Origin of the sequence: Synechococcus sp. A15-60 (genome assembly GCF_014280095.1) — a bacterium.
Classification (GTDB): domain Bacteria; phylum Cyanobacteriota; class Cyanobacteriia; order PCC-6307; family Cyanobiaceae; genus Synechococcus_C.
Genome location: NZ_CP047933.1, coordinates 1,219,171 through 1,238,015 on the forward strand (window position 1 = coordinate 1,219,171; position 18,845 = coordinate 1,238,015).

The 18,845-nt window shown below is 59.8% G+C and carries 24 protein-coding genes and 1 tRNA gene; 8 read left to right on the forward strand and 17 right to left on the reverse strand.

Features of this window, described 5'->3' with window-relative positions; genetic code table 11:
* The first annotated feature begins 5 nt into the window (after positions 1-5).
* The 3 genes from SynA1560_RS06690 (at position 6) to SynA1560_RS06700 (ending at position 1,533) form a co-directional block, all read left to right on the forward strand.
* Positions 6-656 carry a hypothetical protein gene (locus SynA1560_RS06690; protein ID WP_186501489.1) on the forward strand — a complete coding sequence of 217 codons (651 nt, stop codon included), beginning with the start codon at positions 6-8 and terminating at the stop codon, positions 654-656.
* A 70-nt stretch (positions 657-726) separates the two neighbouring features.
* A complete protein-coding gene (locus SynA1560_RS13785; RefSeq protein ID WP_255477106.1) occupies positions 727-1,116 on the forward strand; it encodes a thermonuclease family protein in 390 nt (129 codons plus the stop codon).
* A 228-nt stretch (positions 1,117-1,344) separates the two neighbouring features.
* A complete protein-coding gene (locus tag SynA1560_RS06700; RefSeq protein ID WP_186470838.1) occupies positions 1,345-1,533 on the forward strand; it encodes a hypothetical protein in 189 nt (62 codons plus the stop codon).
* Between the two features lie 203 nt (positions 1,534-1,736).
* Here the strand turns inward: SynA1560_RS06700 and SynA1560_RS06705 are convergent, their stop codons facing one another.
* Entirely contained in the window at positions 1,737-2,069 is a 333-nt protein-coding gene (locus tag SynA1560_RS06705; protein WP_255477107.1) for a hypothetical protein, read from the reverse strand.
* A gap of 110 nt (positions 2,070-2,179) precedes the next feature.
* On the opposite strand from SynA1560_RS06705, the gene SynA1560_RS06710 reads away from it, so the two are divergent.
* On the forward strand, positions 2,180-2,794 hold the full coding sequence (locus SynA1560_RS06710; protein ID WP_186501601.1) for an alpha-ketoglutarate-dependent dioxygenase AlkB: 615 nt from the start codon (positions 2,180-2,182) through the stop codon (positions 2,792-2,794).
* Here SynA1560_RS06710 and SynA1560_RS06715 read toward each other — a convergent pair.
* On the reverse strand, positions 2,736-3,638 hold the full coding sequence (locus SynA1560_RS06715; protein ID WP_186501490.1) for an AEC family transporter: 903 nt from the start codon (positions 3,636-3,638) through the stop codon (positions 2,736-2,738). The genes SynA1560_RS06710 and SynA1560_RS06715 overlap by 59 nt on opposite strands.
* A 180-nt stretch (positions 3,639-3,818) precedes the next feature.
* Between SynA1560_RS06715 and SynA1560_RS13790 the strand changes: the two genes are divergently transcribed.
* Positions 3,819-3,941 (forward strand): hypothetical protein, encoded by a 123-nt coding sequence (locus SynA1560_RS13790; RefSeq protein WP_255477108.1) that lies wholly within the window; start codon positions 3,819-3,821, stop codon positions 3,939-3,941.
* Here SynA1560_RS13790 and SynA1560_RS06725 read toward each other — a convergent pair.
* The 7 genes from SynA1560_RS06725 to SynA1560_RS06755 form a co-directional block, all read right to left on the reverse strand.
* Entirely contained in the window at positions 3,938-4,444 is a 507-nt protein-coding gene (locus SynA1560_RS06725) for a hypothetical protein (RefSeq protein ID WP_186470841.1), read from the reverse strand. The two genes, SynA1560_RS13790 and SynA1560_RS06725, sit on opposite strands and share 4 nt — an antisense overlap.
* A 6-nt stretch (positions 4,445-4,450) precedes the next feature.
* Positions 4,451-4,633 (reverse strand): hypothetical protein, encoded by a 183-nt coding sequence (locus SynA1560_RS06730; protein WP_186501491.1) that lies wholly within the window; start codon positions 4,631-4,633, stop codon positions 4,451-4,453.
* A gap of 93 nt (positions 4,634-4,726) precedes the next feature.
* A complete protein-coding gene (locus SynA1560_RS06735; RefSeq protein WP_186501492.1) occupies positions 4,727-5,470 on the reverse strand; it encodes an amino acid ABC transporter ATP-binding protein in 744 nt (247 codons plus the stop codon).
* Positions 5,467-6,507: an amino acid ABC transporter permease gene (locus tag SynA1560_RS06740; protein ID WP_186470844.1), complete on the reverse strand. Its 1,041-nt coding sequence runs from the start codon at positions 6,505-6,507 to the stop codon at positions 5,467-5,469. The genes SynA1560_RS06735 and SynA1560_RS06740 overlap by 4 nt, the downstream gene beginning before the upstream one ends.
* Positions 6,507-7,007 (reverse strand): HdeD family acid-resistance protein, encoded by a 501-nt coding sequence (locus SynA1560_RS06745; protein ID WP_186470845.1) that lies wholly within the window; start codon positions 7,005-7,007, stop codon positions 6,507-6,509. The genes SynA1560_RS06740 and SynA1560_RS06745 overlap by 1 nt, the downstream gene beginning before the upstream one ends.
* A gap of 24 nt (positions 7,008-7,031) precedes the next feature.
* Entirely contained in the window at positions 7,032-7,931 is a 900-nt protein-coding gene (locus SynA1560_RS06750) for an ABC transporter permease subunit (protein WP_186501493.1), read from the reverse strand.
* Positions 7,928-8,980, reverse strand: a complete 1,053-nt coding sequence (locus SynA1560_RS06755; RefSeq protein WP_186501494.1) for an amino acid ABC transporter substrate-binding protein — start codon at positions 8,978-8,980, stop codon at positions 7,928-7,930. The genes SynA1560_RS06750 and SynA1560_RS06755 overlap by 4 nt, the downstream gene beginning before the upstream one ends.
* A 114-nt stretch (positions 8,981-9,094) precedes the next feature.
* Between SynA1560_RS06755 and SynA1560_RS06760 the strand changes: the two genes are divergently transcribed.
* Positions 9,095-9,418 carry a hypothetical protein gene (locus SynA1560_RS06760; protein WP_186470848.1) on the forward strand — a complete coding sequence of 108 codons (324 nt, stop codon included), beginning with the start codon at positions 9,095-9,097 and terminating at the stop codon, positions 9,416-9,418.
* A 15-nt stretch (positions 9,419-9,433) separates the two neighbouring features.
* Here the strand turns inward: SynA1560_RS06760 and SynA1560_RS06765 are convergent, their stop codons facing one another.
* Positions 9,434-11,026: a SulP family inorganic anion transporter gene (locus tag SynA1560_RS06765; protein ID WP_186501495.1), complete on the reverse strand. Its 1,593-nt coding sequence runs from the start codon at positions 11,024-11,026 to the stop codon at positions 9,434-9,436.
* 30 nt (positions 11,027-11,056) lie between these two features.
* Entirely contained in the window at positions 11,057-12,325 is a 1,269-nt protein-coding gene (locus SynA1560_RS06770; protein WP_186501496.1) for an FAD-binding protein, read from the reverse strand.
* Between the two features lie 53 nt (positions 12,326-12,378).
* On the opposite strand from SynA1560_RS06770, the gene SynA1560_RS06775 reads away from it, so the two are divergent.
* Positions 12,379-13,500: a sirohydrochlorin chelatase gene (locus SynA1560_RS06775; protein ID WP_186470851.1), complete on the forward strand. Its 1,122-nt coding sequence runs from the start codon at positions 12,379-12,381 to the stop codon at positions 13,498-13,500.
* 394 nt (positions 13,501-13,894) lie between these two features.
* A complete protein-coding gene (locus SynA1560_RS06780) occupies positions 13,895-14,149 on the forward strand; it encodes a DUF2811 domain-containing protein (protein ID WP_186501497.1) in 255 nt (84 codons plus the stop codon).
* Here SynA1560_RS06780 and SynA1560_RS06785 read toward each other — a convergent pair.
* From SynA1560_RS06785 to SynA1560_RS06810, 6 genes are all read right to left on the reverse strand, one after another.
* Positions 14,139-15,797: a GMC oxidoreductase gene (locus SynA1560_RS06785; RefSeq protein ID WP_186501602.1), complete on the reverse strand. Its 1,659-nt coding sequence runs from the start codon at positions 15,795-15,797 to the stop codon at positions 14,139-14,141. The genes SynA1560_RS06780 and SynA1560_RS06785 overlap by 11 nt on opposite strands.
* A 376-nt stretch (positions 15,798-16,173) precedes the next feature.
* Positions 16,174-16,250: transfer RNA gene (locus tag SynA1560_RS06790), tRNA-Met, on the reverse strand.
* Between the two features lie 51 nt (positions 16,251-16,301).
* Positions 16,302-17,273, reverse strand: a complete 972-nt coding sequence (locus SynA1560_RS06795) for an asparaginase (protein ID WP_186470853.1) — start codon at positions 17,271-17,273, stop codon at positions 16,302-16,304.
* Between the two features lie 19 nt (positions 17,274-17,292).
* Complete coding sequence (locus SynA1560_RS06800; RefSeq protein ID WP_186471071.1) at positions 17,293-17,787, reverse strand: CGLD27 family protein; 495 nt, start codon at positions 17,785-17,787, stop codon at positions 17,293-17,295.
* Positions 17,788-17,801: 14 nt separating this feature from the next.
* Entirely contained in the window at positions 17,802-18,167 is a 366-nt protein-coding gene (gene rsfS, locus SynA1560_RS06805) for a ribosome silencing factor (RefSeq protein ID WP_186501498.1), read from the reverse strand.
* Positions 18,160-18,795, reverse strand: coding sequence for a DUF3318 domain-containing protein (locus SynA1560_RS06810; RefSeq protein ID WP_186470855.1), 636 nt, complete (start codon positions 18,793-18,795; stop codon positions 18,160-18,162). Before SynA1560_RS06810 ends, rsfS begins: the two co-directional genes overlap by 8 nt.
* Positions 18,796-18,845 lie beyond the last annotated feature (50 nt).

The window sequence follows — 18,845 nt, forward strand, 5'->3', positions numbered from 1 at the left end:
GAGTCATGGTGGGCTCCGCAGCTGATGCTCTCAATTGGGTGGTCAGTTTTGACGCGATGCGGGTTCGCCGTGAAGTGGACCAGTTGCGTGCTCGCTTTCCAGCCGCCAGCAGCCATGAACTGGCTGAGCAGGCGTTTAGTGACGCAAGACTTCAAGTGATTGCTGCCGGTGCCGTCATGGGGTTGGCGGCCAACCCCGTACTGAGCCTTGCGGGTGCCGTGGCCGATCTCTCTGTGACCACCCGCACGCAGGTGTTTGCAGCCGCCTGCGCTGCGGAGTTGATCCTTCCCGGCTTCCTGGACCGTGACTCGGCTCGGCTCGAGTTGCTGGTGCCTGTGTTTGGCACCAGTGTGCTCAGTCAGCTTGGTGTGGAAGTCGGATTGCGGATGGCTCAAAGTGCCACCCGTCAGGTGGTTCGACAGTTGATCGACCAGGGAGGTCTTCAGTTGATCAATGCAGTGGTGACCAGGGTGTTTGGTCGGCGGGTCACCCAGAGAGCGCTACTCACCAAAACGGTCCCGCTGGTGGGTTGCGTGATCGGCGGTACCTGGAATGCCATCGAAGTGCGGATGATCCGCAACCGGACGCTTCGCTATCTCTCCGATCAGGCCATGGACAGCATTGAACTGGTGGACGTGCAGGTGGTTCAAGCTTGATGCCACTGCCAAAGCCAAAGCCAAAGCCAAAGCCAAAGCCAAAGCCAAGGCCACGTTCTGTTTGGACGCTTTGACGTCACTCTCGATCCCCAGACTGCTGCTGAGCGGGGCCATCCTCAGCGCAACCCTTAGTGCAACTCTCAGTTCAGCAGCCAGGGCTGAGCCCCATCCGCGTCAAGCCGTCATGGTTCTGGCAATCAACAATGGTCAGGAGGTGCTCGTCGACCTTGGTGATCAGGGGCGTGCGGTGCGTTTGGCGTGTGTTCAAGCGCCACTGGCTCAGCAGCAGCCGTGGTCTCGCTTGGCGATCCAGCAGTTGCAACGTCTGCTTCCTGTAGGCAGCGAGGTCGTCTTGGAATTGCGCGCCAGGGATGTGTACGGCCGTCTGGTGGCCCGTTTGCTCATGCAGGACAACGATGTTGCTCAGCCTTTGCTCCTTCAAGGAGTCGTCTTCGCCTAGGACGGCTATCTCGGCCGTTGTGATGACCTTCCCTATGTCGCTCTGGAAGCTCAGGCCCAGAACGCGTCCCTTGGAATCTGGGGAGTGCAGGGAGGTTTGGAACGTCCTTGGGATCTGATTGAAGCCGCGGGCGGCATGCTGACGCCCTGATGGATCCTCACAATGGTTGTGACGGGCACAACCAAGTGCATTGCGCTGCTTCTTAATTAGGTGAGAACGTTCACTGCGATGAGCTACGAACCCGGAAGCCTTGAATGCCGTCTGCTGATTGATGCCAAGCAGTACGTCGAAATGGCATTGGGGTCTCTCAACACCCTTCCCCAGAGCGACCATATTCAGCGTCAGTTGAAGTCTGTGCATCAACAGCTTGAAGGCATGCACGATCTCAAGCGCACGATGCCGATCACAACGCCTTGATGAGCGCCCGTCATGGTGCGTGACGGTTGTGTCGAAACACCTCTGGGGTGTCACACAATGAGCTTGGTCATCACAAGGCGATGTTCGAAAACAAGAACCGACCTGCTTGGCTCAATTGGGTGTTTCTAGCCATCTTTCTTTGGTCAAGCTGGCAGCTTGCTGTGGGTTGGTACGCCAAGTTGAACGGCTGATTCGCTTGAGCTTCAAACAACCACCGACTCCGACACATCCACTTGCGGTTGGGTCGTCGGTGGCGCAGCTGGAGAGGTGATTTCCGCTGCTGGTCGGGCCGCCGAGCGGTTGAGTTCCCGTTCCAGAGCTTCAATGCGACGTTCGCGCAGGCAGTGACGGCAGCCGCCCGTGGTTTGCAGATGCTTTTCAGGGGTAATGGTGATTTCCTGAACAGGATGCTTGCGGCACCGAATTTTCACAGGGCTTTTGTAGCTGCGCCACTGAATGCCTGAGTAGTCGAATTGGTCTCCGAAGCGCTGCTTGGCACGCTCCAAGAAAACCTGTTGTGTGATCCTTGCTCCCATCTGTTCAATCTATGAGCTGAATTTGAGGGCAATCCAGGTCTGTTATCCGTCTTCACTCACGCTTCTGCCCGCCACGCGCGAGAGTGCCCGGCGCGACGGGAGTGGTCGGCATGCTCAATGACGATGCTGCTGAGTCCATCAACTGGACGCATCAGCGCACCTGGCTGAATCCCGCCACCAGCCGTACGTGGATGGATCGTTGTGTGCAGCAAATCCCATGGGATCAGCCTCAAGTGCGTGTCTACGGGCGTTGGCACCGGGTGCCCCGGCTCACAGCGTTTCTGGCTGATCACAATGTGGCTTACCGTTACAGCGGAGCGCTGCATCGTGGTGAAGGCTGGCCGGCATGGTTCAAGCCCCTGCTTGAGCAAGTGAGTCAGCGCTGTTCAGCTCCCTTCAACGGCTGTCTGTTCAATCTCTACCGCAACGGTGAAGACCGCATGGGCTGGCATGCGGATGATGAGCCTGAAATTGATGATGACTTTCCGATTGCGTCCTTGTCGCTCGGCGCAACCCGTGATCTGCAATTTCGCCACCGCGTGAGTGGCTGTCGCCACGATCTCCCCCTGGCGAATGGCGATCTGCTGCTGATGGATAGCTGCTGTCAGCAGCAGTGGATGCATGGATTACCGATTCGCAAGCGGGTGTGCGAACCGCGTTTGAATCTCACATTCCGGGTGTTCCGCCAAGCGGACGAATCAGCAGGCTCCAGAGCGGCACGCTGATCAACGCCAACACAGTGCTGCGCAGGATCAGTTGCGCCGGTGCTGCCACGTTCACGTGCTCCGACTCCGCCATCAGCAACACCGAAATCGCCGTGGGAGCGGCTGCCTGAAGCACAAGTGCCTGGCGTGCAACGCCAGGAAGTGGAAGCGCCAGGCTGATCAACAGCATGAGCGCTGGAAACAGCAGAAGTTTGCAAATCAGCGGCGTGGTGAGGCTCACGTCGAGGCTCGGGGTGTTCTTTGAGGCAATGCTTCCTAGACGCATGCCTACCACGGCCAAGGCCAGCACGATCACGGCTCGTGAGGGCAGCCACAGTGCATCGCTGATCGCAAGGTGCCAAGGGGTGACCATCACGATCAACGCGCCGATCAGCCCGCGAGTGGCTGGGCTGGCACTGAGGTGTCCGAGCAGGTTTCGCCACCTGCGGTCTGGGCCGCTGGACGCTGGCTTGCGGGTCAGCCAGAGAGGGCCGAGCCCCCAGGCCAGCAGCGTGGCGCCGAAGTCGTAGCCAATGCTGATGGGTAAGGCGTCAGACGGCAGCAGTGCCAGTGCGGCTGGGATGCCGAAGTACGCCGTGTTGCCAATGCAGCTGCCGAGCTGTAACTCGGGATGGGTCAGGGCTACTGAGAAGGGTGTCGCCAACCGCAGCAGGGTGAGCATCACCGCGATCACTGTGACGGCCACCATCGCCATGCCCAGCAGTAAGCCGTTCAGGCCGCCATGCAGCAACAGGCCCATCAGACTGACTGGGACGCCGAAGCGCACCAGTGGTGTGGCTAGAGGTGCAATCCACTGGGGTCGCCAGCGGCCGATGAAGGCGCCGCCGATGAGGCAGGGACCCATCTCCCAGAGGAGGTTCAGCACCGCAGACCTTCCAGGAAATCCATTTTAGAAAAGCCTGGGTGATGTGCCAAAGTTATAATCGTCCTTGTTGGAGGAGATGGTTTGGGTGTCGCCGCTCCTAGCTGTCTGATTCCGCAGCATCAACTTCAACTCAGCAACGCCCTTTCGGAGCGTTGCCAGTTGCTTCAGTTCGAGCTGGCCGATCAGGTGGCCACCCTGCCGCTCGGCAATGAACGCTGGTTGCAAACGGAACGGGAACTGGCGGCCGCTGAGCAGGCGTTGGCCCGTCTACGTGGCAATTAGGTCGATTCGGCACCGTAATAGCTGAGCGGAACACCGAACGTCACAACAGCATGGGGATCGCCGGGCAGCAGCGCAACAATGGCCAGCTCGCGGTCGTCATAAGCCTCCTTGGATTTCACCACGAATGAGGCTGCGTCAGTGGCGCTCCACAAGGGAGCCCCACCGCGGCGTTCGTCGCGATACATCTCAAAAACAGTCGCGAACTCCTCGCCGATGTCCGGATCCTTGCGCATGGTGTCCACGGCAGCGTCATCGCTGCTGGATTCCACCAATTTGAAGAGTTGCCGCATCAAGGGGTGATCAATGGTCGTGGAGACCCGCACCACATTGCCGACGCTGCCGACCCCAGTGACATGAAAGGATCGCCGCTCGGTGCGAGCATCGATTACGGCGACGGGCAGATTCAAGTCCCACTGTGGGCGATTGGCCACGTCGCAAGCGAGTTGCTGGAGCGCTTCAGCGTGGTCTTCGCAAAGCTGCTGGACCTGTTGTCTCTGGTCCATGGCCTGTCACTGATGCGGATGGGCAGCGAGCTCAATCGCTCGGCTTTCAGGGAAGCAGAACTCCAAATAAAGGCCTGCAGCGTCTCGCTTGCGACCTTCCTTAATCAGGAACGACACACGGTCTCTCCACCAGGTCGACACCACAGGATCGATTTCATTCGATAGCGGTCCATTCCATGACTTCTTCATGGGGGCGTTGCGTGTTTCGAACGTTAGGAGCAGTGGAAAGGAGCGTCACGGCATCGTCGCGATGGATTGTTGAGGATTGAAGACGCGAGGCGCTCAATGGGCCATCTGATTGAGGAAGCGCCGGCTGCGTTCTTCCTTGGCTTGCGTGAAAAAGCTGTTGGCATCGCTGAGCTCGACTACACGGCCGGCATCCATGAACAACACCCGGTCGGCCACCTCACGGGCGAACCCCAATTCATGGGTCACGATCACCATCGTCATGCCATCGGATGCCAGCTGGCGCATCGCATCCAGCACTTCTTTGACGCGTTCCGGGTCGAGGGCGCTGGTCGGCTCATCAAACAGCATCAGCTCAGGGTCCATCGCTAGGGCTCTAGCGATCGCCACCCGTTGTTGTTGGCCACCACTGAGTTGCGCAGGGTATTTGTTCGCCTGATCTGCAATTCCCATCTGGGCCAGCAGGCCATGAGCGCGCTCTTCGGCAGCGATTCGGGGCACCTGGTTCACCCGTCTTGGCGCGAGGGTGATGTTGTCGAGGATCGTCAGATGTGGGAAGAGATTGAACTGCTGAAACACCATGCCAACGCGCCGCCGGATGCGCCGGATCTGGCGTTCATCGTGCTCCGCATCCAGGCTCAGCCCTACCACCTCCAACTGTCCACCATCGATCGCCTCCAGACCGTTGAAGGTGCGGATCAAGGTGCTTTTGCCGGAACCCGATGGCCCCATCACCACCAGCACTTCGCCGTGCTCCACCTCAAGGGTCACGGCATCCAGGGCGCGTTGCCCGTGCTGGAAGCTCTTGGTGATGGAATCGGCGCGAACGGCGACAGTCATGAATGCTCGGCTGGGGTGGAGGGTGAGGCGGTCTTGACTTCCAGTTGTCTGGCCAGCAAGGCCATCACGCTGCAGATCAACCAATAGAGGCCGCCCAGCCAGACGTAAGTCTCCAAATACCGGCCGATGTATTCAGGGTTGGCCATCAAGCTGCGGCTGATGCCCAGCAGCTCGACGAGGCCCAGAATCGCCATCAGGCTGGTGTTTTGCAGCAGGCCGATGGCCTGGTTGGTCAGTGCAGGCACAGCGATGCGCAAGGCCTGGGGTAGCACCACCAAGCGCTGGGTTTGCCATGGACTGAGGCCTAAGGCCTGTGCGGCTTCGGTCTGGGTGTGAGGAATGGCCTGGAGACCACCGCGCACGTCTTCTGCCACGTAGGCAGCTGCGAACAGGGCAAAAGCGATCACGGCACGCAGCACCCGGTTGATTTCGATCTCCACGGGTAAGAAGAGCGGCAACAGCAGCTGACCAAAGAACAGAACGGCAATCAATGGCACAGCCCGCAGGCCATCGATGTAAAGGCGGCTGAGTACACGGGGCAGTGCCAGATGACTGCGGCGTCCCAAGGCCAGAAGAATGCCCAGAGGAACTGCAACCAGACCGCTGGCACCGGTCAGCATCAGGGTGAGTGTGAGCCCTCCCCAGTCCCGAGAACTCACAGGCGGTAGGCCGAATCCACCTGAGAGCAGCAGCCAGCCGATCGGCAGCATCGCCAGCCATCCCAATGACAAGGTTTGGCCGCTGAACTTCCAGGGGGAATGAGCAACTGGTTGCAGCAGCGTGGCAACGGTGATCGCCCCAAGCAGCAGAAGCCAGAGCATGGGGCGCCAGCGCTGCTCAGCTGGGTAGCTGCCCACCGCAAAAAGGGGCAGGTTCTCGCTCACCACTGACCAGTCAGCGGCAGTGAACAGCCAGGCTCCTGTGGACCAGACCACCCAGGCAATCAGAACCAGGATCACCAAGCTGAGGGCTGTTTCCAGCGGATGACTCCTGGGTTGCCACAGGCGCCGGCGTCTGGCGTTTCGGCGTTGCGCCATCAGCTGCCGGATTGTTCAGCCGGAGCGCGGAACAAGTTCAGCGCAGATAGAAATAAGGCTGCACCAAAGAGGGTCCCGAGGGCCCACAGGCTGTCGGAAGGCCATTCCACGACCAGCAACACTCCGAAAAGTGCCGTGAGGATTCCATCTACCACGATCAGTCCGGAAGCAGGGCCGGACGCCGTGGCTCCGGAGGCTAGTTCCATCACGCCTTCCACCAGCAGCAGCACCCCTGCGAACAGTGTGAGGCTGATTTCGCTGTCGATCGGGTCGATCAGGATGAAGATCGAACCACCGATGTACAGCAGCGCAGACAGCACGCGGAACAGCTTTTCTTGAGCACCGTTGACGTCGCCGAGCCTCAGCAGCTGGCCCATGCCTGCTGCGAAAGCGATGCCGCCGATTCCGATCGTCAGCAGCGTGGCTGAGGCAAAGGGCAGCAGCAGTGCGGCCACTGCGGCGACGAGCAGCAGCACCGCTGCGATGCGTCGAGAGTTCATGGAGAGCGGGAAGGTGCGCGGATGTTACGTCCGTTGGCCTGGAACCATCACGATTCGGTTGAGGATCTGCATGCCTGCGTTGATCAGCAGGTTCAGCACCAGAAAACTGAGTAGGAGGATCAAAAAACCCTCGATGGCTCTCCCCGTCTGGGTGATGGCGGTGTCGCTGACGGCATACAGATCGGCATATCCCACCGCGATGGCCAGGGTGCTGTTCTTGGCGAGATTCAGATACTGACTGCCCAGGGCCGGAAGGATGGCCGGTAAGGCCTGGGGCAGCACCACCTTGCGCATGCCCACGCTCTCGCTCAGGCCCAGGCAGCGGAAGGCTTCCCATTGACCCGTCGGAACCGCATCCAGACCACCACGCACGATTTCGGCGATGGCCGACCCAGTGAATACGCTCAAACCAACGAGCACGGCGGCGAATTCCACGCTCAGGTTGAGCCCAAGGATGCCAATGCCCTGATTCGACAGACGGATCAGGGCTCCAAGGGGGGCCAGAGGTTCTGAGGGAAGGCCCAGGAAGGCCACGAAATACCAGAAGAGAAGCTGCAGCAACAGTGGGATCTGGCGGATCACACCCACATAGACCGCCGCGAGCCTGCGCAACAGTGGATGAAGGCTGCGCCGTGCTGCACCAGCGCTGACCCCTAGGACGGTGGCCAGCACCATGCTGCAGGCGATGACACGCAGGCTGTTCAGCCAGCCCATCACCAGAGCCCAGGCGGTGCTGTCGCCGGGTTGATAGGGCAGTGGGTGTTCGCCCAAAGCGAACCCTGCCGGGCGCCAAAGCCAGCGAAAACTGAGGCCGAGCCCTGTCCTAATCAGATTCACCGACAGGTTGTTCACCAGGATTCCCACCACGGTGAGCACCGCGATTGTCAGCAGAATCTGAAACCAGGTGGAGCGACGCAGCTTCATTGGAAGGGAGGGGCTGTCAACACACCGCCCTGGCTGGACAAATTGTTGAGACCGCGCGGAATCGGCACCACACTGTCGGGGCCGAGATGTCGGTTGTAGATCTCCCCGTAATTCCCTGTGCTGCGGATCACTTCCACCATGAAGTCGTCGGGGAGGCCGAGCTTGCTGCCCAGATTCCCTTCCACCCCGAGGAAACGCCTGACTCGGGTGAGATCAGGATTGTTGGTGGCCTCCTCCCGCTTCGCGTCCACATTGGCCTGAGTAATTTCCATCTCCTCCGCCGTGATCAGGCCAAACACCACCCAGCGCATGGCATCGGCAAGGCGTTGATCGCCTCCGGATGAGCAAGGAGCCAGGGGCTCCTTGCTCAGCACTTCGGGAAGAATCACATGATCGTCGGGACGTTCGAAGCCGGAGCGGGCCGAAGCCAGCTGGGATCGATCCGAGGTGAACGCGCGGCATCGACCCTGCAGGTAGCCCGCCACGACCTGATTCAGGTCTTGATATTTGATCGGGGTGTAAGGCAGTCCCCGCGCTTGAAAGGCATCGTTGAGGTTCTGCTCAGTGGTGGTGCCGGAGCCCACACAAATGGTCTGTCCACCCAGATCCTCAAGGCTGCGGATGCCGCTGTCGCGACGAACCAGGAGCCCCTGGCCGTCATGGAACACCACCGGAGCGAAGCTGACGCCATTGCCACCGGCCTCATCACGGCTGAGGTTGAAGGTGGTGTTGCGCGACAACAGATCGATTTCTCCGGTGCGCAGGGCGGTGAAGCGTTCCGGTGCCGTCAGCGGCCGGTACTGAACCTTGTCACCATCGCCGACGAACGCGGCAGCGAAGGCCTTGCACAGATCCACATCGAGCCCGGCGTAGCGTCCATCGCGTTGCAAAAAGCTGAATCCTGGGATCTTGCCGCTGACGCCGCAGCGCAGTTCTCCACGGTTGCGGATCTGGTCGAGACGTGAGGCGCCGCCTTCCCCGAGCGTCGCGCAACCACCGAGGGCGAGCACCGCGCTCAGCAGAGAGATCACCGGTCGTCGCGCTGTCATGACAGTGAACATCGAGCCGCAATCCTGTCAGAGCTTCGGACGGGTTGATGTCACTTTCTGCCGACGTTCTCGAAACTCTCTAAGTTCAGCTCATTGTTAATCAGTCGCACCGTAATGTTCCATCGCCTGCTGGGATCCATCCCCGCATTGGTGATGGCGATGGTGAGCATCTCAGCGCCTGTGTCTGCTTGGCAGGTGAGTGATCGCGAGGCTTACAACAACAAGATGGCGCTGCTCAGCGTGATCCTCGAAGGAGCCAAGCAACGAGCCGTTGAAACGGATGATCTGCAAACCCTGTGCCTGGTGATGAGCATCGGCAACGATGTCACCGAGCTGTATCTGCAGGAGCAGACGAGTGATCAGCAGATCCGCCAGCGCCTCAGTGGGATGCGTAACGATTTTTCCGCTTGTATCGGTTTGCTCGACAACAGCCGTTGAAGCCTCTGGAGAGACTTAGCCGTGAGCCCCCTCGGGCTGGCTGCCGATTCTTTCGAACAGATCTAGGCTCTCTTTGTTGAGACCAACTACCTCCACCTGCGATCCGCCCTGCTGAAGTTTGCGGATCAGTTGATTGAGGGCGCCGACGCCGCTTTGGTCCCAGATATGAGCACCGGACATGTCAATCGTGATCTGACCGGGGTGGTCATGCACGTCGAATCCCTGCATGAAATAGATCTTGCTGACGAAGAACAGCTGACCGGTCACCACGTAACGGCGCAGGTTGGGTGTGACATCCACCGCTTCCACGCGGATCACCTTGGCCACCTTGCGGCTGAACAGGATCCCTGCCAGGGCCACACCGGCGATCACGCCAAGGGCCAGGTTGTGGGGGGTGGTCAGCATGGTGACCGCGAAGGTCATCAGCATCACAGCCGTGTCGCTCTTGGGGATCGATCGAATCCGCTTCAGACCAGCGACATCGGCCGTGCTGACAGCGATGCTGATCATCACAGCCACCAGGGCCGCCATGGGAATTTGCTTCAGCAAGGGTTCAAACAGCAGGATCATCGCCAGCAGGCTGATGCCTGAAAACAGGGTCGAGAGGCGTGTGCGTCCACCGTTGTCGATGTTCATCACCGACTGACCCACCAAGGCACAGCCGGCCATGCCACCGAACAGTGACGACACGATGTTGGCGATGCCTTGACCCCGTGCCTCCACGTTTTTATTGGAATTGCTGTCGGTGCGGTCATCCAAGATGTCTTGGGTGAGGAAAGTTTCCATCAGTCCCACCAGTGAAATGGCCAAGGCTGTGGGCAACACGATGCCGAGGGTTTCCAGATTGAAGGGCACCTTCAGGTCTTCAGGTGAACCGAAGGGCCAGCTCGGTATCGGCAGTCCCCTGGGCAGATCACCGAGGCCACTGACGGTTGGGATTCCGTAGTTTTCCGCCAAATTGAAGACCATGGAGATTGTCGTCAGCACGACAATCGCCACCAGCTGAGACGGCACCACCCGCGTTAAACGGGGCAGGCCATAAATGATGACCAGACCCAGCAGAACCAGTCCCCAGATGATCGGGAGCTGCACTCCACTGAGGATCACCTCATGGGCATCACCAGCGGCTTTGGCTTCCCCGAAATGCAGATTGATCCCGAGTTCAGGCAATTGCGCTTGGAAAATCAGTAGGGCCAGCGCGTTCACGAATCCGCTCAACACACCCAGCGGCACAAAGCGCATCTGATAGGCCAGTCGCATCCAGCCCCAGAGGATCTGAAGGATGCCGGTCACGACGCCAGCCACCAGGAGATAGGTCAGTCCAAGGCCAGGACCGCGGGCCTCGCCGGTGGCCACCAGGCCCGTCATCAGAAGAGCCGTGGAGCCCGTGGCGGAGGTGATCATGGCCGACCGTCCACCCACAAAGGCGATGGTGATCGACAGCAGAAAGGCGCCGAACAGTCCAACCTCCGGTTCAACCCCGGCGATGCCAGAGAAGGCGATCGCCTCGGGAATCATGGCGAAGGCCACGACCAGGCCTGACAGCAGATCTTTGCTGGGATTGCCGAAACCGATGTTCAACTGTCTTGGCACGGATCCTGGGGCCATCAGGAATGCATTGATTGGTGGGACCGTACGTCAAAGCGGTGGCAGCTTCGCTTCGGGGTCCAGGTTCGATTTCAAATGACGCAGCTCCGGCAGCCAGCTGCCGAAGGCTTCGCTGAGCTCTTGTTGATGACCCCGTAGGTGGTCATGGAGCTGCGCGAGGTGCACTCCAGGACAGCTTGCGCGCAGATCATCATTGACGCGCTCCATCCAGGCGAGGCTGCGCCAGCGACCCTCCACATCACCCGGCGTCCAGCTCGCTGTGATCCACGGCTTCCACTGGGCATCCCGATGCACGAAGGCAGTGCGGTCCGGATCGATGCGTGCGGTGGCTCCTCCGAGTTGCTGGGCACTGATCCGGCAAGCCGGGTGTGGGCGTTGGCGCATGTGCCGCTCCAGCTGTTCAATCAGGGCTTCGGCTTGATCCGTCAAGACAGGCCCAAGACGCCCCAGAACCTCGCTATGAGAACGGGTGGCCCCGGAGGGTGCCGCATTGGTTGTTGTCTGCATTCCGTACTGGCCGAAGGCAGGCAGGTCCAACTGATCGCGGACTTGCTGCACCCCGCCGCCCGAGCAAGCTTTCAAAAAGGGATCCAGCGCTTGCAAACTTGGGCTAGGTGTTGATGGTGGACTGCAGTCCACGGCGTAGATCTCCAGCATCTCGCCCCAGGTCCATTGCAGGCTGCAGCTCTCGGGCCACTGTTCTGCCAAGGCGATGACGGCTGGCAATTCCGATGGGTTGATCCAACCCCTGCGCAGCCTCAGCTCGGAAACGGCATGGGTGCGCAGCCGCAGTTTGGTGACCACTGCGAGAAAGGGAGCTGCACCCAGTAGGCCCCGCCAAGCAGCTGCGTTTGAGGGTTCGAGCTGAGCTTGCTCGGCATTAAGCGTGAACGGCGCTCCTGATCCCCAAACCCCTTCCACCTTTGTGATGTGGTCGATCGCCAACCCTTGCGTTCGGCTGAGGGGACCCATGCCGCCAGTCAGCACAAAGCCGCTGCCGGGCAGGCCGGAGAGACCGATCGGGATGGCGCGATCGAAAGCCTGCAGCTGCCTCAGTAGTGCGGCCATGGAGAGGCCCGTACCGAATTCCACCTCCTGCGTTGCGTGGATGTAGCGGAACTGCTGATGGCGCCGCAGATCCAGCGTCCAGTGCTGATCAGCCGCGCAACGGCTTGATGTGCCTCCCGATCGCACCATTAGTGGAGTCCCACCCAGCGGTTGACGCATCAGTGGTGGCAATAGCTCTGGCCCGGGGCTCAGGCATCCGAGGGACTTGGCATCGCGGGCCTGCGGATTCATCGCTGCTGTTCCTTTCCAGCGCCGAATAAGTTCAAGGGAGAGGCATACCGGGTGTGGCGCTGCAGATCGATGGTCCTGATGCACCGAAGCATGGTGTTCTGATCTGTGGTCACGGCAGTCGCAATCGTCTGGCGGTCGAGGAGTTTGAGGGTCTGGCGGTTGGCCTCAAACAGCGGCTAACAGGGTTCCCGGTGGACTACGGATTCCTTGAATTCGCCCAGCCCATCCTGCGTGATGGTCTTGAGAACTTGCGAGCGCAGGGCGTGGAAAAAGTGCTGGCGATTCCCGCCATGCTTTTCGCGGCCGGGCATGCCAAGAACGACATTCCCTCGGTGCTCAACACCTACAGCGCTGAAACGGGTCTGAAGATTGAATACGGGCGCGAGCTGGGTGTCGATCGCTTGATGATCGCGGCTGCAGGGGCTCGCATCCGTGAGGCCTTGGCTCAGGCCCCGGAGGTGCCGCTGTCCGACACCTTGCTGGTGGTGGTTGGTCGGGGCTCCTCAGATCCTGATGCCAACTCCAACGTGTCCAAGGTGACGCGGATGTTGGTGGAGGGGTTCGGATTCGGCTGGGGTGAAACGGTCTATTCCGGTGTCACTTTCCCACTGGTGGAACCTGGGCTTCGCCACGTGGTGAAGCTGGGATTCAAGCGAATCGTGGTATTCCCTTATTTCCTCTTTTCAGGGGTGCTCGTGAGCCGCATTCGTCAGCACACCGAACGGGTTGCTGACGATCATCCCGAGTTGGAATTCCTTCATGCGTCGTACTTGGGGGATCACGACCATGTCCTCGACACCTTTGTTGAACGGGTGCAAGAGGTGCTGGGCGGGGAAGCGGCGATGAACTGTTCTCTGTGCAAGTACCGAGCCCAGGTGCTGGGGTTTGAGCAGGAAGTTGGTCTGGAGCAGTCCAGTCACCATCACCACGTGGAGGGACTCACCGAGTCCTGTGATCTCTGCGAGCGGGAATGCACTGGGGCCTGTTCACCTGATGGGGTGCCAATTCCGCTCGGCGGCGGCCATCACCATCCCCATGACCACAGCCATGGGACGGATCACAGCCCTACCCACGATCACAGCCACGGTCATCATCCATACCCGCACGCTGAGCACCCCCTTGGTCCAGCCACCCTGCGCAATGTTCAGTCACAAGACAACACAACTCAGCCTTAAACCTGAAGCAATTGGGTGGTGTTGACGTGCTCAGGTGTCTCTATCTTACTTGCGTCGCATGAGACTTTTTAAGATAAGCGTGACTAATCAAAAGTGCGTTTTGTGGAGAACCCAAGGCCTTTTCCACAGGTTTGCCAGGGTTTTCCACGGTTGATCGCCTGAATCCCTGTTCTCGCGTGTGCGCTTGTGGGTTTGCGATCTGGTGATATTTGCGACTTGACAGTGGGACGGACGTTTTCAATTTCGAGGTCATCGACCCATGTCACCCCACAAGCTTCCTGCGCTGAAGCGAGTCTCAAATGAGATGTGCATTTGGTCGCATCTGGAGCCTGCCTTTGACGAGCGCCATGGTTTTGTGGCTCCCTGTTGATGAACACGAGGCCCAACGCACTGGATGGATCGCAATCACCTCGAACGATGCATGGACTCCCAAGCGGTGCCTTCTACGGAGGTTGATGCGCCCTTTGTCAGCCTTGAAGCTGAAATTCCTGAGGTGCTGTATCGGGGCCTAAAAGACTTCATTGGGTCCAACCCCAACTGGGATCAATACCAGGTGATGAGCTCTGCGTTGGCGCAGTTCCTCTTCCAGAACGGCTGCTCGGACCGCGCTGTGACCGAGCGTTATCTCGACGACCTGTTCAGCCGCTAGCAGGCCTGACGGCGTCCTGACAGGCCCTTCGTGTGATCGCCATCATGGTCAGTGTCGGGCTCTGCCAGCCTGAGCTGGGCCAGCAGGCCCCATCCACCACCAGGACATTGGGACAGCGCCAGAGGCGATTCCAGCGGTCCACCACACTGGTGTCTTCGTGATTCCCCATCGCAGCTCCACCCACTTCGTGGATGTAGTACCCAGGGGGAGGCGCATCCTTCTGAACGGCCGCAGCACTCCGCACGATCGGCTCGACCAGGGGGAGATGCACCAGGTCGGGTAGCGACGCAGCTGTGCCCCCTGCTACAGCAATGCAGTCTTGGATCGTGCGCTGCATGTCGCGCACCATGGCGTGCTCGTTCTTGCCCCATCGGCAGCGAATCAAGGGCATGGGGATTCCGAGGGGATCGCATTGCTCTGAAAGGCGCACGTTGTTGCGCGCATCTGCCAGAACTTCCCCATGGCCGATGAGGAAACCCAGTCGGCGATCCGGATGGCGTTTGAGCCACCAGGGTGGGTCGAAGCGGTTGATCGCGCCCCACAGCCCATAGCCCCGCAGAAAGGATGCGTTGGCGCGTCGTTCGGGTGCGTTCCCGAAGGGCAGGAAGAAACTGCCTGCCCCCGACAGGGTGGTGGTGGGGTCGCGCTGTTGCATCGCCTGCCGCCCCGTCTGACTGGCGATTGAGAAGAAGCGGCAGCAGGACACGTGGTCCATCAGCCCCTTGCCCAGCTGTCCGGAGGGATCGATGAATCCCCCTGGCCCGTTGTTCTGTTCTTCCGACTGCAGCAGCAGGCGAAGGCTGGCGATGGTGGAAGCGCAGACCACCACCAGCTCGCAGTCCAGACGTTGTCGCTCATGCGTTGCACGGTTCACCACCACGACCGACCGTGCTCGCTGCCGGCCTGGATGCAGTTCCAGCCTCTCGGCCACACAATTGCTGAGGATTTCGACATTCCCTGTGTCCAGCGCGCGACGCAGGCTGGAGCCATTGCTGCTCGATCGCGGCCAGGGTGTTGTGATTGAAGGCTGATGGGCTTCAAAGCCCCGGGAGTGGATCAAGGTCAGACCGCGTTCCCGATGCAAGGCGTCGCGGAACTGCGACTCCTCTGGCATCAAGGGCAGCGCAGGCTCCAGTTGTCCATCGGGAAGATGACTGAGGCCGTCGCGGTTTCCACGCACTTTCAGAAGCCGTTCGAGGGCGGTGTAGTGAGGATCCAGATCGTTGTGGTTGATCGGCCAGTTCTGGCCATATCCATCGTCATTGGCTGCCTTGAATTCGTAGTCCGATAGCCGAAGCGTGATGCCTCCCCAGGTGAGGCTGCGTCCTCCAACCTGTCGGCCCTGGGTCCACAGGAAGGGTTGATCCTCCGGCGTCTCATAAGGAAAAGCACGCTCATCGGCGTAGAGCGCAGGATTCTGTTTCCAATACCCCGGATGTTGGGCCTGGACGCGATGGCGTCCGCTGAGTAACCCCTCCGCACGGCGAAGGCTGTTGGCGGGTTCACCTCCCAAGGCCTCCATCGCAGACATGTCTGGTCCTGCCTCCACCACCAGCACCCTCACGCCGGCTTCGGCCAAGGTCATCGCGGCAACACCACCGGTTGCTCCCGAGCCGATCACGATCGCTTCAAAGGGATGCAGAGGCACGGCAGCAGCAACAACCACCCGATAGTTTCCGATGTGACCGGAAGCACGTCCTTGGCGTGTCTGGATCAAAGGTCCGACAATGTTGCCGAGGGCCGTGAATGTCCTCCGAGTCGTGCAATCAATCCTCAGATCCTGTTGCCATCGCTTGACACGAAGATTTCAACAACCGTTAATCGCAGATGGTGGGTGATTGAGTGTGATTCAAGGACTCACGATTGCCATTTGATCCAATAGTGTCAGCGCAGATGCACCGAGCGATTTGATAAGAACCTGTCGTCAACGTTGCTGCACTGACAGCGAACTCTCGGTCTTGTTCTTGATCGCGATTGAGAAATTTGGCAACAAAAAAGCTCCACCAAAGTGGAGCCTTTTGATTTGGTGGCGGGGGGGAGATTTGAACTCCCGACCTTCGGGTTATGAGCCCGACGAGCTACCAGACTGCTCTACCCCGCGTCGGCTTTTAAATCATACAACTCTGCGGTCCGTCAGGCCACCAGCTCTGGGTCAAGAGCGCAGCTCACCCTCCACGTTGAGTTGGACGCCCGGATTGAGCATCAGCAACTCTTCTTCCAACTCCTCCAACCCGCCAGGGGTCATCCAATCGAGCTGGCGAAGCAGGTGCAAGGCCACGGCTTGCTTCGCGCGGCGCGCACCGTCTTCCACTTTGATGGCCACGCCCAGCCCTTCGCCCGTACGGCTTAGGCACTGAATGCCTTCTGCGCCGCCCTTGCTGATCACCTGTCGATGCGAACGACGCATCAACTCTGTGTCGAAGCGACCATCACCAGCCACCAGTTCGGGGTGGGTCAGCATCGCTCGACTGATTTGTTCCAGCTCGGCATGGGCTGATGATCCGAGATGAGCAAAGAGCAGCGCCATCTGAGCAAGTTCAAGACGCAGGGTTGGAGCGCCGCAGTCATCACGCTCTGCCACCAGTTCCTCCTGAGGGAGCCCCAAAAGCTCTGCCACACGACGGTTCACTTCCTGCTGAACGGGATGATCGCCCTGCAGGTAGCTGTCAAGAGGCCAGCCCATTTTGCGGGCGGTCACTAAAAAGCCGGCATGCTTCCCAGAGCAATTGTGTTCCAGCGGACTGGTGCGACCGGCTGGCACCGGACAGCGCAGCATTTCAGTTTCAAGCTCTGCATTCCAGAGCATCCGAAACGCTTCGCGGGCGTGGGTGGGGGTGCCCGCATGAGAGGCGCAGCTAATGGCGATTCCACGCTCTCCGCAACTAAAGGCTTCAGAGGCTCCACTGCTGATCAGTGGCAGTGCCTGGAACGGTTTCAGCGCGGATCGAATGAAGGTTTCAAAGTCGGGCTGCCCGGCTCGCATCAACACGCGGCCGCGGCTGTCGCACACCACGGCGTGCACACGGTGGGTCGATTCGATCGACGAACCACGCCTGAGATGCACCTCGAGAGGTGGTGAACTCACAGCCCGGGCCGAACCGCGGTAACCGGATGGGATCGACATGCCCGCTTGCTGTTCAGGTTCACAGAGCCTGACAGATGCTCGCCCCACCCAGCATGAGCCCCGTCACCAGCGCCATGGCACGGCCAAGACGCCCAAGAATGGGCCGAACCTCATGCTGGGCCAGCAACAGATCTCGTTCTCGCCACGCCAGGGGTTTTTCCCAAATTTGACCGTCGTACCAACCTGATTCTTCGTACTCCACTTGTTCGGAGAGAAGGCGCTTGTGCACATACGTCCATCCAAGCCACTGCCTGGTGAGCAGCAACATGGGCAACACGAGTGCGGCAACGCCGCCGGCAATTAGGAGGCGAACCGGGTCATGACGCAAGGTCCAGCTGCCGCTGGCGACGAGCACGGTGAGCGGTGAGATCAGCAGCCAACTGATCAGTAGAGCGCGGTCGAGGGACACCTGTGCTGTGCAAGGCCAGGCGAAAAACCAGGAACTGCAGAGCTGGGCGTATTCCTCTTGGGGTCGCTGCTCAGGTGGCACCGGGCAGGCGATGCTCGCTTCCATGCCGGGGTTCAAGCTTAAGCATCGGCTGTGCTTGAGGCTAAGTAGGGACGGCGTTCGCCGTGACTCCAGAAGGCTTCCAAGTCGTAAAAGCGGCGTTCTTCGGGCATCAGCACGTGAACAATCAGCTCGCCGTAATCGAGGAGTGCCCAGCGCCCTTCGTTGAGGCCTTCCTTGCGGAGAGGAAGGCGTTGTATCTCCTGCTCAATCCGATCTTCGACCGATCGGGCGATGGCCTTCACTTGCACATCACTCTGTCCGCCGGCGATCACCATCCAGTCAGCCAGGCTCGACACTTCATCCACGCGGATGAGCTGAATGTCGACGGCTTTGCGGTCATCGCAGGCATCAGCTGCGAGCTCCGCAAGCTGCTCACTATCCATAAACGTTTTCGCTGGTGACGGACTGTCGGGAACCCTGCTGCTGAGCCATTTCAGCTCGGGCCTTCCCAGCACTCTTGCGCAACGCCTCGAGTCGATCTTCGTAGTAACCACGTTTTTTCTTTTTACGAGTTTTCTCCACGAGGTCTTTGAGGGCGCCTCCGAGGCTCTTGTAAGCATTGGGGACGCTGTATCCGAATCGGCAGGCCAGGTCGATGGCGCGTTCGTCTGCTGCGATGGCATCGCGAAGACGCTTTTCCGAATTGTTTTTCAGGTAAAGCCGGTAGCCAGCGAAGCCCGAAAGCCCCAGAGCCATCATCAACAGCAGTCCGTCTTGAACCCACAGTTCACCGATCGCTCCGCCAAGGCCGATGGCCAGAGCAGCCATCTCCCAGCCATCCCGAGGAATGGTGTCGTTCTGGATTCGACCGACCTCGTGCCAGAAGAGAAGGTTGCGATGGTCCAGCGCAAGGCTGTCCCAAGAATCGAGATCCACCTGGATCTCCACTTCATCCCGCCCGATCTCCTCGAGTGTGATCAAAGAAGGATCCACAGCTGCGGCCGCCTCGACGAACACCCAGCTCTGCATTTCGGGGGGCAGCAACCCTTTCAGGCGCTGGAGTTCGCTCATGGCTGTCATCACGCTCCTCACCCTTAACGCTAGCGACTGACCGGCACTTG